Origin of the sequence: Phocaeicola sp. GP0067 (genome assembly GCF_031119655.1) — a bacterium.
GTDB lineage: Bacteria > Bacteroidota > Bacteroidia > Bacteroidales > Bacteroidaceae > Phocaeicola > Phocaeicola vulgatus.
Window position 1 is genome coordinate 70,123 of record NZ_JAVHZY010000003.1, and the last position, 16,164, is coordinate 86,286.

The 16,164-nt window shown below is 50.6% G+C and carries 10 protein-coding genes; 1 reads left to right on the forward strand and 9 read right to left on the reverse strand.

Annotation, left to right across the window (positions count from 1 at the left end; all coding sequences use genetic code 11):
• Positions 1-54: 54 nt before the first annotated feature.
• The 7 genes from RE317_RS03475 to RE317_RS03505 form a co-directional block, all read right to left on the reverse strand.
• Positions 55-381, reverse strand: a complete 327-nt coding sequence (locus RE317_RS03475; RefSeq protein WP_303266164.1) for an RNA-binding protein — start codon at positions 379-381, stop codon at positions 55-57.
• Positions 382-390: 9 nt separating this feature from the next.
• Complete coding sequence (locus tag RE317_RS03480) at positions 391-675, reverse strand: hypothetical protein (protein ID WP_303266165.1); 285 nt, start codon at positions 673-675, stop codon at positions 391-393.
• A 49-nt stretch (positions 676-724) separates the two neighbouring features.
• Positions 725-5,491 carry a hypothetical protein gene (locus RE317_RS03485; RefSeq protein WP_303266166.1) on the reverse strand — a complete coding sequence of 1,589 codons (4,767 nt, stop codon included), beginning with the start codon at positions 5,489-5,491 and terminating at the stop codon, positions 725-727.
• A gap of 137 nt (positions 5,492-5,628) precedes the next feature.
• Positions 5,629-6,939: a hypothetical protein gene (locus tag RE317_RS03490; protein ID WP_303266167.1), complete on the reverse strand. Its 1,311-nt coding sequence runs from the start codon at positions 6,937-6,939 to the stop codon at positions 5,629-5,631.
• Positions 6,940-6,943: 4 nt separating this feature from the next.
• Positions 6,944-9,214, reverse strand: coding sequence for a hypothetical protein (locus RE317_RS03495; protein ID WP_303266168.1), 2,271 nt, complete (start codon positions 9,212-9,214; stop codon positions 6,944-6,946).
• 3 nt (positions 9,215-9,217) lie between these two features.
• Complete coding sequence (locus RE317_RS03500) at positions 9,218-10,906, reverse strand: hypothetical protein (RefSeq protein WP_303266169.1); 1,689 nt, start codon at positions 10,904-10,906, stop codon at positions 9,218-9,220.
• Positions 10,903-11,793, reverse strand: coding sequence for a hypothetical protein (locus tag RE317_RS03505; RefSeq protein WP_303266170.1), 891 nt, complete (start codon positions 11,791-11,793; stop codon positions 10,903-10,905). The genes RE317_RS03500 and RE317_RS03505 overlap by 4 nt, the downstream gene beginning before the upstream one ends.
• 120 nt (positions 11,794-11,913) lie before the next feature.
• Between RE317_RS03505 and RE317_RS03510 the strand changes: the two genes are divergently transcribed.
• Positions 11,914-13,656, forward strand: coding sequence for a DUF262 domain-containing protein (locus RE317_RS03510; protein ID WP_032534340.1), 1,743 nt, complete (start codon positions 11,914-11,916; stop codon positions 13,654-13,656).
• A 207-nt stretch (positions 13,657-13,863) separates the two neighbouring features.
• On the opposite strand, the gene RE317_RS03515 is transcribed toward RE317_RS03510, so the two are convergent.
• Together RE317_RS03515 and RE317_RS03520 are read right to left on the reverse strand one after the other, a co-directional pair.
• Positions 13,864-15,189 carry a hypothetical protein gene (locus RE317_RS03515; RefSeq protein ID WP_303266171.1) on the reverse strand — a complete coding sequence of 442 codons (1,326 nt, stop codon included), beginning with the start codon at positions 15,187-15,189 and terminating at the stop codon, positions 13,864-13,866.
• On the reverse strand, positions 15,180-16,157 hold the full coding sequence (locus tag RE317_RS03520) for a DUF6046 domain-containing protein (protein ID WP_151849369.1): 978 nt from the start codon (positions 16,155-16,157) through the stop codon (positions 15,180-15,182). Before RE317_RS03520 ends, RE317_RS03515 begins: the two co-directional genes overlap by 10 nt.
• Positions 16,158-16,164 lie beyond the last annotated feature (7 nt).

Here is a 16,164-nt window from a genome sequence, read left to right on the forward strand (position 1 = left end):
AGTACGGCCGGGGCACTCTTTACATAAAGAGTAGCGGCAGATAGAAAAATCGGTTTATGCCTCCTTGGAGATTTCATTGTAAATCGCTTCCACAGTCCCCCACATATCGTCAGGCAACTGTTCGTCCGAGATTTTCTCACACGCGGCCTGCAAGTAGGCCATCTCATCGGAGGAAAACTCCACCGGCAACGGCTGTTCTTTTTCCACATCCCATTCGATACGCTTGTCCTCCGCATTTTCGCGAAGATTGATAACCTTGCGTTCCTCATCGCCAATTGCGATTTTGCGCAGAATCTCTTTTTTAAGGTTGAACTCCTTAAAATTGCCGCGTGCCGGCAGGAAAGTCGGCAGGTAAAGGCGGTCTTTGACACTCAGTTCCATTATGATTCTTTATTTAGGATTGATTTTTTCGCGAATATCCTGTTGCATCCTGTCGAAATCCTGGAATATGGGACCAAGCTCCCTCACCATCGGAAAGTTGCAGGAAAGGATCCCTTGTTCCATATAGATAATTCCGACAGGCTTTATGTTGCCTTCCTCATCGACTTCTTTTTCATTGACAGAAACATGCAGACGGCTCAGCTCGTCATTGACAACGGAATACTCCAGCATATAAAAGGCATTTTCCGTCTTCTCTTCTGCTGTCCTGGTAATAGTGACATTGGTGATATTCATATAATTTGAATTTTAAATAAGTATAGGGTAAAAGTTTCTGTTCTGGTTATTAACCATTATAATTTAATACCTGGTAATGAAAAGACGGGTAATTGCAACAAAGGAGCGTCAGCGAGTCCCCTCTTTCCATACCATAATTTGACGTGCCCCCATTCTGATTCCGCACATTCATGATATTGATATGCCCTCCCCAGTTGTAGCTGTAAAACAGGGTAAACATATAGGCAAAATCGGAGGGAAGGCTCGAATATCCGAACATGCTTGCAACCGACGACGCGCTCGGAAGATTGACATTGCAGGTGGAGTTGGCATAGACACAAAAGACATTACTGTCAGAAAAGTCAATGCTATAGCCGGAACCTGTGAAATAGATCTTTTTCATTTTGAGACCGATGGCGGCTGGTGCGACCAATGGGGCATTGGACCACACCCCATAGTTTCGGCGACCGTTCTTCACATCAATATACAACCCGTAGTTGTTCATATATGAATTTACCTTGTTGTTGACGATGCGCCCCGCCGCACAGGTCCCGCCTGAGGAGGCGGGAAAAGTGTTGGCCCCCAAGAGAACGTAGGAAATGGTGTTTCCCACGCGGAACAAATCGTTGTAGATGGCCAGACCGCCACCGGAACCACTTCCCGTGGCCGTAGATCCAATGCGTCCCTGGCCGATGGAAAAGCCGCCTATCGTGCCGGCATTGGCATTGATCGTGCCGGTCATCGTCACGTTGCCGCCGGTATCCCATTTGATATTCTGGTTCGCAAGATATCCGGAACCGTCCGCCGCAAACGAAATTTTCCCATATCCGAAAACAGCGGAACCGTCGGTTTTCAAAGCCCAATACTCTTTTCCTGTGGAAGGGTTGTCATGATAGATATATCCGGAGGCCGCCATTACAATCCTATGCCCGGAACTTGGCGCGGACGCCGCAAGCGAACTGGTGCCCAACGTCCATCCTCCGATCTTGCCGGCTACGGCAGTGATACCCGTCCTGTCGAGCGTCACTTTGACCGCGTTGCCCGCATCCTTGACTGAAATACTGCCGCTATAAGAGCTGCCTCCTACAACCAGGGCGCTGTCCACAATAATCTGGTTTGCCTTCACCGTACCGGTATAAATACCGTTGGCGTCGATGGTCGTGGTATACTTTTCTGTGGAAGTAAGGTCAAAAACCGTGGCATAAGCCACATACCAGACCAATGGTGCGGCAGATGTCCCCTGTGCCCCGTCAATATAGAAAAAATGGGTGCTGGAGAAGTTTGAGGTGCCGCATACGACCTTGTATACATACTCTTTCCAGTCTCCGGTTCCTGCCGTGGAGGTAAGCCAGCGGCTCGAACCGCCCGTACCAATGTTGTTGGAGGCCCAACAGATATTGCGTCCGGCGGGAATTTTGGCGATGATACGGGCGACCAGCACTTTGCGCGAACTGCAGGCCGTTCCGAAATAGAATCCTCCGTTGCCAGGACTGGCGGTTCCATTAGTCTGTATCTTCAGGACATACTTGCTGTCATTAGGCGCCGACGTATCCTGCTGGCGGGTGACCGTCACCATGCCGTTGCCGGAATTGTTATAGACACCGGTACTGTTGTTCCCCTTCCAGAAGGTCGGGTCCCTGTAGAGCATCTTGCCAAACGCCATGGCGGAGGCAAGTTCCTGGGCGGTCGTGATGCCGGTCGTCCATTGGGCTGACACGGAAGAGGCGAAAGTGACGGAACCGGAAGCGTTCCATGAAATATTGCCTCCGGCAATCTGCCCGCTGCCGTCATTGTTCAGTTTCCATTTGCTGCCGTTCGTTATCGACCCGTCCGAACCCAACGATATATTGTTCTTCCAGATATGGTTGTGGTCGAATGCCCACCCGGCAATGCGGTTATAGATCTCCTTTCCACCACTTTTGGTATAATTGGCCGACAGGCAGAAATATTCCAGATGGTCCCACGACATCATCTGTATGCCGATGAATCCGGTCTTGACCGTACTCCCACTTGCCGCAATCTGTCCGAAAACGATATGGCCGGCATTGCTGCTCTGATGCCAGGTCAGTGTAATGCCTAACGGCTTGTAGGCACCGGTATACCAGTAGCCGCTGCCGGTCGATGCCGAACGGATCTGCAAGGGTATGGCACCGGTTGCCCCGACGCTGCCGACGGTGACGTTGTCGCTCCCGATGGTAAAGCCACCGATTTTCCCTTTGGTAAAGGTGCAGCTCAGACCGTTGATATAGGTCGTATTGATGATGGAGGACTTGATGCTGGCCGCATCGAGTTTGGAGGCATTGATACTGCCCGCTGCAATACGGTCGGCGGAGAGCGTCCCGGTCTTGATGCTGGATGCGTTGATGCTGACGGCATTGACCTGTGCGGCCGTCAACGTACCGGTATAGATGCCTGTAGAGCCGATATAGGTCAGCGGGTGTGCGGCAAGAGTGCTGTCACTTCCCTGTGCCAGTGCAATAAAACGTTTACGGCGTATTTCTTCCTCGACCGAAGCTGTCAGCGTGCGGGGAGCCGGTGCATTCGCCTTGGTGGAACCGCTTTGAAAAATCAAATCCGAGTTGTAAGCGATCTGCGGTGCTGCCGGTATGGGGGACGGACTCATCGCGTTACTGACAATCGGCTGGTCGGAATAGATATGATAGACCGCTCCGGTCGTTCCGCCACCGCGTAAGAACACGGCGAACATACAGTTGTTCCCACATAGGGCCGCACCTGCGAACATGCGGCAATAGGATTCGGAGAGTTCATAAATGTCCCATGAATAGCTGATGCCGCCCCAGCCACCGAAATTGGCCTTCAGCAGCAGTACCAGGCCACCCTTATGCGTGGACGTGTTCCAACTTGCCGGAGCCTGCTCGCTGTAGGCACGACGCACAAGAATGTCCCGCTTGAAATTCTGTTCACCGCCCTTGAGGATGACAGGATAGTATTTATTCTCTTCCCCGTTGATGACAAGCCTGTAATAATACGGATAGCCGTAATTGGTTGTTTTTGCGGCCTCTATGTCATTTTTCCATAGCAGGGAAACGGCAGGGGAGAACGAGACTTTCCCCGCGGTATCCCATGATATGTTCCCCGAGGCAATCTGCCCGCTTCCGTCATTGTTCAATTTCCATTTCGTACCATTGGTTATTGAACCGTCACTCCCCAGTACAATGTTTCCCTTACGGATGGAGGAGGCATCCACCGTCCAGCCGGCAATATTGTTCTGGGACCCGAAACGTGCGACACATGTGCCTGTGCTGTTCGTGGCATACAACCCGAAATCACTGTCGCTGTTATAATACAATTGTACCCGTTGTCCGGTTGTCGCGCCGGAATTAAGTCCGTAAACCACCACACGCCTGTTTCCGCAGTCAAGCAGGATGTGGTTGCCGCTCAACACGGTTGCGCCGATTGACCAGCCACCGATTTTCCCTTTCGTGACATTCAGCGTCAGGGCCTCGATATTTCCGGCCGTAATGAGAGAAGCCTTTACATTGGCGATGTCCAGTTTGGAGGCGGTGATACTTCCGGCGGCAATACGGTCGGCAGAAATAGTGCCTGCCGTAATCTGTGAGGCGGTGACAGTGCCGGTATAAATACCGGCCGCAGTGATTTTTGTCAGCTTCGGAGAGCCGTTTCCGCCCAAAGCGGTAACGATGGTATTGATCGGATTTGTCCATTGCAAAGAGACGGAAGAGGCAAAGGTGACATTGCCCGAGGCATCCCAGGATATATTGCCTCCCGCAACAGCCCCCGCCCCCGAGGCATCCAGACACCATTTAAAACCGCGGATGCCGTTTGACCCCAAAGTCATGGAGCCGGAGGCGGCGGTCATCGCCCCGGAAGTGTTGTTCTTCGTTCCCCGGCAGATGCTGTCACCGTCGACGGACCAGCCGCCAATTTTCCCTTTCGTGACATTGAGTGTCAGCGCTTCGATATTCCCGGCAGTAATAAGAGAGGCTTTCAGGGAAGCCACATCGATACGTGAGGCGGAGACCGTACCTGAAGTTATCTGTGAGGCGTCAAGCTGCACCGCCTTTACCGTACCCGCTGAAAGTTTACCGGTAAAGACACCGTCTTTGTCAATAAAGGTTGCACCTATCCAGTTCAGGCTGACACCATTTCCGAACTCCACCTTGCCGGTAGCCGCATTGTATTTGACAACCTGGTCGCCATGACCGAACTGGACATTACCGCCGTTATCTACAAAAAAGGTCTTGTAACCGTTCTTGAAACCATAGATGCCGTTAACCGTTTCAGAGGTAATGGTACCGGAAGCTGTCCTGACAGAGAGGGGGAACTGCCCGATTGCCACACCGGTTATCGTGCCGTCACTGTTTTTGATCCCTGTAAAAATTTTTGGAGTGATGACCGTGCTGCTGCCGATAAGTGTCTTGTTGGTATTCCACTCCTTGACCCAGTCAAGCATCACTGTGTCGTTTCCATCCTTGCCGGGTGCCCCTGACTTGGCCTTTGACCAGACAAATGACAGGGTGTAGGTGATTCCGGATATAATGACGGGAATAACCACAGTGCCATGATCGGCCAGTGTGGTCGTTCCTGCTGCGACCGTATAAGTTATGGTCTTGTTGCTGTTGTTGACGGATATGGAGGAGAATCCTGCCGGTCTGGTAATGTTGCCGATGGAAAATCTGGTAAAACTGGAATCGCCAAGCGTGACCTTGACAGAGGAGGTGACGGATACGGCAGAAACTATCTTCCCGTCGGCATCCGCAGGGAAGATGTATTCACCGGGTGACTGGCTAAGCGTATAACCGTCCTTTTGTATGTTGATTGTCGCCTGACCGCGGGCGACCAGTATCTTTGCCATATGCTCTTTTAAGAAAAGTATAGGACAAAAAAAGGCGGCAGGTTGCCGCCAAATGGCAAGGCTCCCGTTTTGTCGCACGGATGGGATGAGACCGGTTCACACCGCTTGCCATCCGTAGAAGCCCCATTCCTTCATTACTATTTCGACACTTCACACATCAGTACGCCCTTGCCTGTCACATCGGCTTTCGATACGGTGATGGATTTGCCCGTATAAGTCTTTATGACGGATGTTCCGGCCGAGTTCCACAGTTTCCATGTGTAGGTATAGGCAGTCCCGTCATCGTCCAGTACCTCACCGTTACGATACAGCACCGCTTTGGCATCGACATCATTCCCGTTATTTTTGATGGTGAACCCTTTCTGGCTGACAAGGTCCACCGTAATGGGGTCGGACATATCCGTGAAAGAAATGATATCGCATACAACCTTGTTGGCCGAGGCGTTGCCGGCCGATGTGTCCGTGTCCTTGATGGCACATTTGAAGGTCTCGAAATTCAGTACGGCGTCCGCAGTAATGGTTATTTCGTTCGTAGTCCATCCTGCCGTCACGCCACGCGGATTGGTGGAAGTCAGACAGGACCATCCGGCACCGAGCATGGAGTTGTAATACGGACAGGAAACCGAAGCCCCTGAATTGGCCGCCGCAGTGAGGGCCGATGTCAGCGTTATGACCTTGGTGGAGGTGTTCACCGCCGATATGGTGTACTGCACGGAATTTATTGTAATCTTTCCGCCGGCTTCCATGTTATTGGTGGAGGCCACTGTGACGGTGGTCGCACCGGCAGTAGCGGCGGCAACCAGTGTGGTATTGGCAAAAACGGAGGAATCCTTGATTCCCCAGGCATAGGTGACATTGGTGGTATCGATGGTGGCACCACGCCACAGGTCGCAATGCGCCTTGAGTGTGGGTACCTCGTCATTTTTGAAGACAACACCGTCGGGAGCATATGCCACGGCGGCTATCATCGCTCCGGCATTCAGATGCTGGGTAAACTGTATCTCGGAACGGAAAGGCACCTCCAGCCCGTTGGCATCGATATAAACCGCCTCGAAGGCATACCGTACCTGCGGCGTGGAAACGGTCATATGGTTGGCCTTGATGGTCAGAGCATACTTGGCGGACGCCGCACCGACAGTACAGCTGTCCTGGCCCGAAGTTATGGCCGAACCGTTCTTATACCACTTGGCGGAGCCGCTTTTAACGCCGGCTGTCAGCGTAGCCGCATTACCGACTGATGAAATCTGGTCGGTGGCGGCCTTACCGCTGACAAACAGCGAAGGAGTGAGCACCAAAAACGGCGATGCCGCCCATGAAGGTGCATAAACGCCCGTATCCTTGTTGAATACCTGGGTGAGCGGTTGCGAAGAACCGATGAACGCCTGTAAGGAAACAGCATCATTCTGGTCAATGATGGTTATCTGTCCGCGTGCTACTTTTATTGCCATATGCTTATTGTTCTGTTGTTGATATGTCCACTTCACAGTCAAAAACGGCCTTATGCCATACATCCCTGCCGGTTATCTCAATCTCCCTGCCATAATGCGGCAGGTCATTCCATATCCTGTCGCCATCGGTATCCCTGCTTGTCCGCAGCCAGCGGAAATTACCATCGGGAATGAGTGCGGTAATATCTTCACCGCCCCTGTACACTCTGGCCCGCAGAACCGTGGAAACAATGCCGTTACGGAATATCGTGCCATTTTTCGACTCCACATGAACAGTATAGGATGGCGCACCGTCATAAAGTTTGAAGAAAGTATGGGTGGCTCCAATATTTTCATTCCGGAATACGGCGGTGTAGCGGAGGGTTAATACGTCACGCCCTTCCCAGCCGTGAAACGCCGGTGTCATTTCAAACACGGCGGCATTGCAGCCTGTTTCTTTCCATATTCCGTCCGATGCAAGATATTCCCATAAGCGGCTTTCCGGATTAAAGTTATATTCGGTGGGGACAAGAGGGATGCTTTCCGGCTCACATATGCCGGAGAGCTCATCCGTGAAATGGAAGGCCGTACCGCCCGTCAGGGATACGGAACGGGGCTTGAGCTGTTCCTGTGCCTCCTCGTCAAAATCTTCCCAGCGGATGGTCACGTCCCGCAGTTCGATGGTGTCCTTGCTCCATTTGAAGCGCCCTGACGCGAAAAGCCCCGTACCGTCGGGATTAATGACGAAAGAACCGTCACGCGAGGTTATCGAACCGTCCTCACCCAACCTGAGCAGCGGATTCTGGATAGTTCCGCCAATACCTCCTTTCGAGAACCATGCCCCGTAATCTTCCGTGTAAGACAACACGCCATCCGTCGCCTGGTAGGGTGTCGCCGTCTTGCCCGGTTCCAATTGCGGGGCGGACAGAAGGACCGGTACCGGGGTTGCGATACCCAATGTCATTTCAGGAGCGCCGGATTCCCGGACAGGAAAGGATACCTTATGACGTGTCCATCCCCTGCCGGCATCCACAGCCTGTTCGCCGACAAGATGCTCGTCCTGATAAAAACGGACAACCGTTGTTTCTTCCGCCTTTATCCAGATGGAAAAACAATAATAGTTGCCGGCACGGGCTTTGCGCCAACCGGCATCCTGTAATGTAAGGCGGCTGTCTGACGTGACCCGTACACTCTTTCCGATACCGGTGGGAGTGGCGGTACCGGCTGCCATGGATCCGCTGAAAGCACAGGAAAGGCTGTCCTGAATGACATTTTTGTGAATTTTGCCTACATAGAAAGTTGAGGAAAAACCGTTTTCATCTCCGGCGGTCAATGTTCCGGCGATGTTGACATTCCGTGTTGCGTAGAGATTCTGAAAATAGGCCCCGTAACCGTCCAGTATGCCGAATACCGGATCGATAATGCCGCAGACCTTTCCCACACGGGCTTTGGCCGCATCGCCGAAAGCGGACACGGAAGAGAGCCGCAGGATATTCAGGTCCGCCAATTCACACCAGTCACCCTCTGCGGTCAGGCTTTCCGTCAGATCGAGAAACAGGCTCCGGCTATATTGCGCAGGATAGTCCACAGTGATAACCCACAATTTGTACTCCCATTCCTGCCCGGCGGACAATATATCCTCGGCATCTGATTTCTCCCGGTTGGTATAGCCGAATGAGAGGGGGACGGAGGACAAATCCCTGAAAGCCCTGATTTTGAAGGATACCAGCAGACGTTCCGGATGCCCGACCGACTCCTCCAGAGTCTGCATCAGTCCGAAAGAGGATTCTCCCGCCGGTTCCGCATTGCGGACTATCCGGACAATGCGTGTCGCCTCCGCATCGTTTTCCCTGTATTCGGATTGAAGCACATGGCCACATACGGCATACTTGGATTTGTCAGGCACCCCTGCCACCCCTCCGTTCATGACCGGATAGCAAAGGGAACGCTCCGTTGCCATGCCGTCGATGACATCCATATAGGGGGCTTCGCTGTCCGAAGCCGTCAGGTACAGTGCCCCGCTACGCGCCGTATCGAACAGGTTGGTACTCCGTACGAAGTCCAGAAGCTCCCCGCTCTGCGGTTCATCGCCGTCCAGCAAAGCCCCGATAAAATAAGGCGCCTCCTTGTCGCCGACAAGCTCCGTTCCGGTTTCCGTCACGCACATCAGGGAATAGACCGCCCGTTCCCGCCCGGCATATTGTCTGCGGACGATATCCCCGACATGCAGCCCCTGTGTTTTCTGCGAGTCGGGGTCGATACGGACCTTGTATTTTGAATAACGGAATACGGACATGGGCTATGATATTTTTTCAACGGAATCTCCCGAGCAGCTGTCGCTGATCCAGAAAGAGCCGTTGGTCGCGGAAACCTTCTTTACCTCGAATTCGTAGGCGCGTAACTTGCGCCGGGCGACAACCTCGTCGAATGTGGCGATGACATTTCCCGTGGTACGGTTCTTCCGGATGCCCCAGCCGCTTCCGGCAAAGCCCGAAGAAAAGAATTCCGAAGAGACGGAGCCGAGAAAACAGCTGTCACCGTAATGCCTGATACCGCCGGAAACAGCCTGTAACCTCAACGACTCTGTCAAGTATAGGATTTTGTCTGCCAACCGGGTTGACGACGCGCAGATTCCGACATGCCCGGCAGCCTCCACCGGAACTCCGGAGGAGATGAAATCGGCATCGGTTTGGATATGGAAAGACTCACTGTAACGGTTTTGAGGGGCATGGGCACTTATGGACGGACGGTGTCCCAATACTGTGGTATGGGGGACGGTTGTCCGCACGCCTTCTTTTTCGTATACAACCATGGAGGTCAGTGAAAGGGTTTCCTTATCTCCGGTAATCAAAAATCCGCCAGCCATACCCATACGCAGCCGCTTGTGAATAATTATGCCTTCATCCGAGTTGTCCACCCGGTACGAAGACAGCAGATCGGCACCATAGTTGTGACGGACAGTGAGCGAACCCGGAAAGCAGGCCCTGCCGTAGGACGAGAGCATCAGACAGTCACCGTCCACATCCGAAATGCCGGACAGCAGGCGTATTCTGGTGGTATGCCCGCTGCCCAGCAACAGATCGCTTCCGATACCGCCCAGTTGTATCTTGTCATTATCAGTCCTCTGGAGTACGGGCATATCACCAATACGAAGCCCGTAACCGTCCAGAAATGAAAGAAAGCCTCCGAGGGCGACTTCCTCACCGGAAAATGAAAGCAGGCACTTTCCCTTGTCACCCAGCCTTGCCCCATACAAGGCATCCAGAGCACCGCTCAGAGCCGTATTCCCGCAGACCACCAGATGACGCTGCACCGTTCCGTCCCGCATGGTCCAGTCCACTGCCGCCAGATTGGCGTTGCCCCGGTGGTATACGTCATGTCCCCCCACAGTCAGCCGTGACGGAGAAATGAACACTCCCGTTTCCCTGTTCCCGATAATCCATTCTCCGCCCGAGTGTATGGAGGCATCCTGAAAATCAATGCGGGAGGCATTGAGCGTCGCCGTGTTCCTGTCCGTATCGTAACCCAATAATTGTTGTCCGCCTATATGGAGGCTGCTGCCGCCTATTTTCAGACTGCCGGTAATTTTGACACCGTATTCAACGGCAGTCACCGCCCCGTCCGCATCGGTAATGTCCTGCGAACAGATCTCCAGAATACGGTTATTGGCGACACCCGCCTCGAAACCGTAATTTGCACGGAGTGCCCCGGTCATGTCACCGCCCGACTTCTTGAGGTATTCCAGCAACAACCCTCCATCACCCGGGACACCTTCACCGGCAACCGCCCCCGCAATGGCCGAAGCAAACCCGTAGGCCGTATTTTTTAACCTTATGCTGGTCTCGTCCCCTTCCTCGACACCGTAAGGATGGTCATCATCCTTTTTCTGCTGGGCATTGAAAAAGTTATGGTAGAGCTGCGAGTAGATGGAATAACACAGGCTCTCCTTATCAAGGCTGTCTATGTCCGGATACAGTTGTACGTTCATTTGGTATAGCTGGTTTTGGAGAGGAACCTTTGAATGCGCGAGATCAAAGAAATGAAATTAGGGAAATTGACAGGTGACATTGTACCCATCAAGGTGGGGGTCATCACCTTGCTGCACTCGGTCAGGAAGTCGAGCATAAGCCCGGCAAGTTCATTGCCTAATACCAACGGTTCGGTGGCATTCTCGTCACCGAGCGCCACTTTGTTGTCGGTAACCGTTACGGTCGTGGAGTTCACCTTTTGAATTATCTTGTCCGTTGTCTGCCTGACCTCCGACTTGTCTACAACGTGGGTAATGCTCTCCGCCTCAATCCCCGTAGAGGCTTCCTTACCCTTTTTGTTCCTGACAGTGGCGGTAACGGTTGTCGGCGTATAATGTGTGAAAGCCATATTTCCCGTAGCCTCCAGCTCGTCGTAGTCCGGAGCAGAGTCACTCTCCGGATCCAGTTCCTCCATTTCCGTTACACCGACAACGGTTTCCTTACGGGCATTCAGCCGCAGGATATCCACATGTGAGAAGTTCACCACATAGGCGTACCGGGTGGCGGCATCCATAAAAATCGTTACGTCGGAAAAAAGTGCAGGCACAATCAAAAAACCGCCCTCGCTGCTTGTTGCCGCTGAAAGCAATACGCCTTTGTGGATGACGGGTTCCGCAGAGGCTGTCTCGTCCGGGTACTCGCCGACATCAACGGTACCGCCATACTCGGAAAATTCCTCGTCCGACGGGTCATCATGTATTTTGGCGACATATCCATGTATCATACGGGCCGTGCCAATGCCCGACATACCTCCCGGAGCCAGACTGATACGTTCCATGCTACGGCCGAGAGCTATTTTACGGATAGCCTCACGAATAAGCAACTGATTCGACTTATCTGAAGACATTGATCTTTTTATAGAAGAATAGGTAGTTGGAATATATTCAGGTTTTCATTTTTCCTCCTCGAAAATAAAACATAAAAATAGAATTTTCTATCTTTGCGAAAAACACTTAATTATGTAATTATGGCAGGTTTCCAATCACCAATAACAATAGCGCAGGCAATAGAACGTATCCACCGGAATGAATACCTGTTGCCGGCTTTTCAGAGAGATTTTGTATGGTCGGCAGAACAGATAGAAAAGTTGTTCGATTCTCTGATGAAAGGCTACCCGATCAGTTCCATGCTGTTTTGGAAGGTAAAAGGAGGAACAAAGACTGATTTCCGGTTTTATAAGTTTCTGTCAGCTTTCATACAGTATCATCGGATATGCAACGATCCGATTCCTACAGACAATATCAACGATTTTTATGCGGTATTGGACGGACAACAGCGATTGACGTCATTGTATATCGGTCTGTGCGGCAGTTATGCGTACAAGGATTATAGGAAACGTTGGGATTATTCTGAATATAATTTCCCTACCCGGCATCTATATTTCAATATATCCCGTAAATACACACAGGAGGAAAGCGACAGGGAGTTTATCTTTTCCTTTGTTGACAAGAATATCTCCAAGGAAAATGATTTATTTATTGACAAGTCTAATGAAAAATGGTTCCGTGTAGGTAAGATTCTGGCTTTGCACCAGGATTACAATTATGGCATCGATGAATTTGCCGAGGACAATAACATAGACAAGGAATCCAAAAGACTGCTGAGACTGTTGGACAATGTCATCCACACCAAGCTCAATATAAATTTTTACGAGGAGGATGAACAGAAACCGGACAAAGCCGTGAATATTTTTATCCGGATCAATTCCGGGGGAACCGCATTAAGTTTTTCTGATATTCTGATGTCCATTGCCATTGCCAATTGCAAACAGATGGACGCGAAGACAGAAATCAAGAATCTGGTCGAGCATGTACGTTCAAAAGGATTTAATATATCTCACGATTTCATATTAAAATCGTTCCTGTACCTGTATCATAAAGATGTGCGTTCTCTTATAACAAGTTTCAATCTGGGCTTTATTGAACTGGTGGAAAATAATTGGACGAGGATTAGGGATGCCGTTTCAAACCTGTTCGACTTGCTGAGATCTTTCGGACTGACGGATTTCACAATGACCTCATATAATGCCGCCATGCCCATACTATATTATCTTTATCACAAGGGCATATATCAGGATTTTTACAAAAAGATAGGAAATAGGGAGGATTGTGAAATCATAAAAAAATGGTTGTTCTCAATTCTGCTCCGCAGGGCATTCGGAGCAAGCGCGGATTCCGTGCTTGCACAGTCAAGAAGGGCATACACAACAGACATCACCGGCAGCTATATAAAAGAAACCGTGACCTTGTTCCCGGCAACGGAAATAAACTCGGAAATCAGGAAACTGTCGGATGTAGGTGACGATTTTATAGAAGACCTGCTTTACAGCCAGAAAGATTCACGATACAGTTTTCCAATATTGGCCATGCTGTATCCGGATCTTGATTACAGAAACAATAACTTCCATCAGGACCACCTGCACCCAGCCTCTGCATACAATGATCTGGAAGAGAAAGACAAGGAAAAATACGGCTGGCAGGTCTACAATTCCATCCTGAACCTGCAGATGCTCGATGCCAATGAGAACGAGTCTAAAAACGCCAAACCATTGGAGAAGTGGGTCAGTGAACAGACCCGGAACAAGGATATGCGGAAATTCATGGAGGACCATCTTATCCCGGATACGGATCTTTCATTGTCCAATTTTTCTGATTTTATAGAAAAACGAAAAGCTATGCTGGTTCAGAGAATCAGAAAGATGATTAACTGATTGATATCAAAGGTATTTGCGGATATTGTTCTTCTTGCCGGAAACACTCCGGTTACGAAAATATTTTTTAAGGCAGAAATTTGTTGGAGGCAATGAATTTTGATTATGAATGAAAATAATGATGCTCCTTGGAGCGGAACGGAATGCGGTTTTACCCTTCCAGGAAATTTCCTGGAAGGGAAGGATGTACATTGGTGAACAATAGTGTTATTTGCGAATCCTGTACGGAATACTCAGCTGCTGCCTGTACCCTCCGATCCCGAACGTAGTCGTGACCTCCTCCACGAGATACACGCCGTTCTTGGACGGGTTACGGAAATCGATCAGTTCCACCTGTACGGCAGGAGACAGCCCGAAATCCCCGAATATGGTCACGTTGCCGGTGATTCCATTCAGGTTGTAATTCCGGAAGTATTCAGTTGTCTCTTCCACAAGCCGGTCTGAATTGATGCCTACGTGCGGTGACATATACGGTACGATGGTATAGGTGGATAAATCCACCTTTGTTTTGGTTTTTGCCCCCGAAGCCGTCGTGTTTCCGGTCACCTTATGTGTCTTTTTTGAAATTTGGGTGGCATTTACCGTTTGGAACTCCTTGCTGCCCGGTACTGCCGGATCATATTCCGGATTCATGCGTACCGTCACCTCAAAGAACTTCTCGTCTGTTCCAAGTGCCTTGCCCGTCACCGCCAGAAACTTCGGGTCGGTCTTGACCACTTTCAGGTTGCTCTGCGCCACATGTTCGTTAAAATATATCTTGAACGGTCCGGCCGGGCCGTCTTCCGGAAATACCGGCTGCGCCTTGCTGGACGAATAAGGACGTCCGACAGCAATGGAAGGCATGACGCCTTCGTCCTCAGCGTCGTATTTCAAAAAACAATAAATCTTATATTTCGACCATTCGGAAAGAATGTCCGCCACCGTAAAGTTATCCGTCACCTTGATCTTGCCGATATGGATATCAAACCGTTTTGTATCGGAATGTATCTTGAAACCGATATCTTTCAAGATATTGTATTTCCCATCCAGCACATCATTCACGGTTGTCCCCTTTGCCGGAGTTTCGAAATGGGGCGCCTGTTTCAATTTAAGTTTGTAGGCCATATTCTCACATTGTATTTCCAATGTACTGTCCGAGTTGTAGCCGGTAATGTAACCGTCAAACATATTTTTCAATACACCGTTATACCCCAGCTTGATATTGATGCGTTGCCCTACTTTAAAAGTCGTCTCATCAACCAGGCGTTGTGTGCTGCGCTTTTCGATAATCACACCATCCTGCATGACCTCTGTCGTTATCCGGGACACATCTTTCCCTTCCAGTGTCATATTGCCTATAATCGTCGAACGGCATACGGTACCTTTCGGGAACGTGACTTTGGCCGTCCCGATCAGCTTCTTGTAGCTCTCGTTAATCTCAAGCGTATGAACCTCCGTTATCTCCACTCCGCTGCGAATCTTCATCGGATTGGACGGATCGGCATCTCCAATGGTAATACGACAGCAGAGAACATCCATTGCGGCTACACCCATAGGCGTGTCAGTTTAAGCAATGAGGCGGGATCGATGATCTCCGTACCGAATTTGACATATTTGATCCATTTGTTCGTGTGCCTGATAGCCGTATCGGCCTTTTCCTGCCCGGTCAGTTTGAGCTCCACCGCTTCGGACGGCTCAACGGCGACACAATTGAGTGAATATGGTTGCATGTTCCTGCAGTCCGTCGGGTGAAGCGTATACCCCTGTATAATCAGCTGTGAGATATTGAACTGGCGCAATACCGTATTGTCACAATCGACAACCCCCTTGTATTGTACCAGTTTAATAAATTTGGAAACTTCCGCTTCCGGATACACATCCGGATATTTGGATGTGATTTTACCGTTGATGGTGATCTCAAGGTCACCGCCGGATATATATTCCTTACGGGTATAATCACGCCCCTGCACTTGTGTCAACAGGATATTGTTCCGGCTGCCGATTTGTATCTGTGGTCCCAGGTCCACGAATGTAACCAGGCCGTATTGGCTGTTGGGCAGCACCTTGCACTCACTGTTGTCGTAATATTTGCCCTCTTTGGATATGGAGAGTTCCAGGAAATCCGCTACCGTCCGTCCGACAATGGAATCGGTATGGCTTTTCTTCTGTGCCACGGCCTGCTGCTCGCTGATAAGACGGTAGTATTGTCCGGTCTTGTTGGCCAGGCTGGATTGTGATTGTGTCTGAAGGTATTTATCCCGTACCTGCTGTTCCCAATATTTAAGGTATCTGGGGTATGAACGCAACAATCCGTAGGCCGTTTGTGAGGTTATTTGTACCGCTGCCCGTTTGAGCATGTCATGATGTTTGGAGAAATAATGCACCTGCCCGTCCTGCAATTCGGCCAGCCCCATGCCCATGGCAAGACGGGCTGAGTTGCTGATATAGCTGCCAATCGAACCGTTTCCAAGTATCCCCCCGCTTAACAAGGTCGAGGATGCAATTTGTATCAGTCTTCCCATTTTTTAT

Coding starts and splice junctions, on each gene's coding strand:
- RE317_RS03475 (WP_303266164.1), bottom strand. CDS start 381: ATGGAACTGAGTGTCAAAGACCGCCTTTACCTGCCGACTTTCCTGCCG.
- RE317_RS03480 (WP_303266165.1), bottom strand. CDS start 675: ATGAATATCACCAATGTCACTATTACCAGGACAGCAGAAGAGAAGACG.
- RE317_RS03485 (WP_303266166.1), bottom strand. CDS start 5,491: ATGGCAAAGATACTGGTCGCCCGCGGTCAGGCGACAATCAACATACAA.
- RE317_RS03490 (WP_303266167.1), bottom strand. CDS start 6,939: ATGGCAATAAAAGTAGCACGCGGACAGATAACCATCATTGACCAGAAT.
- RE317_RS03495 (WP_303266168.1), bottom strand. CDS start 9,214: ATGTCCGTATTCCGTTATTCAAAATACAAGGTCCGTATCGACCCCGAC.
- RE317_RS03500 (WP_303266169.1), bottom strand. CDS start 10,906: ATGAACGTACAACTGTATCCGGACATAGACAGCCTTGATAAGGAGAGC.
- RE317_RS03505 (WP_303266170.1), bottom strand. CDS start 11,793: ATGTCTTCAGATAAGTCGAATCAGTTGCTTATTCGTGAGGCTATCCGT.
- RE317_RS03510 (WP_032534340.1), top strand. CDS start 11,914: ATGGCAGGTTTCCAATCACCAATAACAATAGCGCAGGCAATAGAACGT.
- RE317_RS03515 (WP_303266171.1), bottom strand. CDS start 15,189: ATGGGTGTAGCCGCAATGGATGTTCTCTGCTGTCGTATTACCATTGGA.
- RE317_RS03520 (WP_151849369.1), bottom strand. CDS start 16,157: ATGGGAAGACTGATACAAATTGCATCCTCGACCTTGTTAAGCGGGGGG.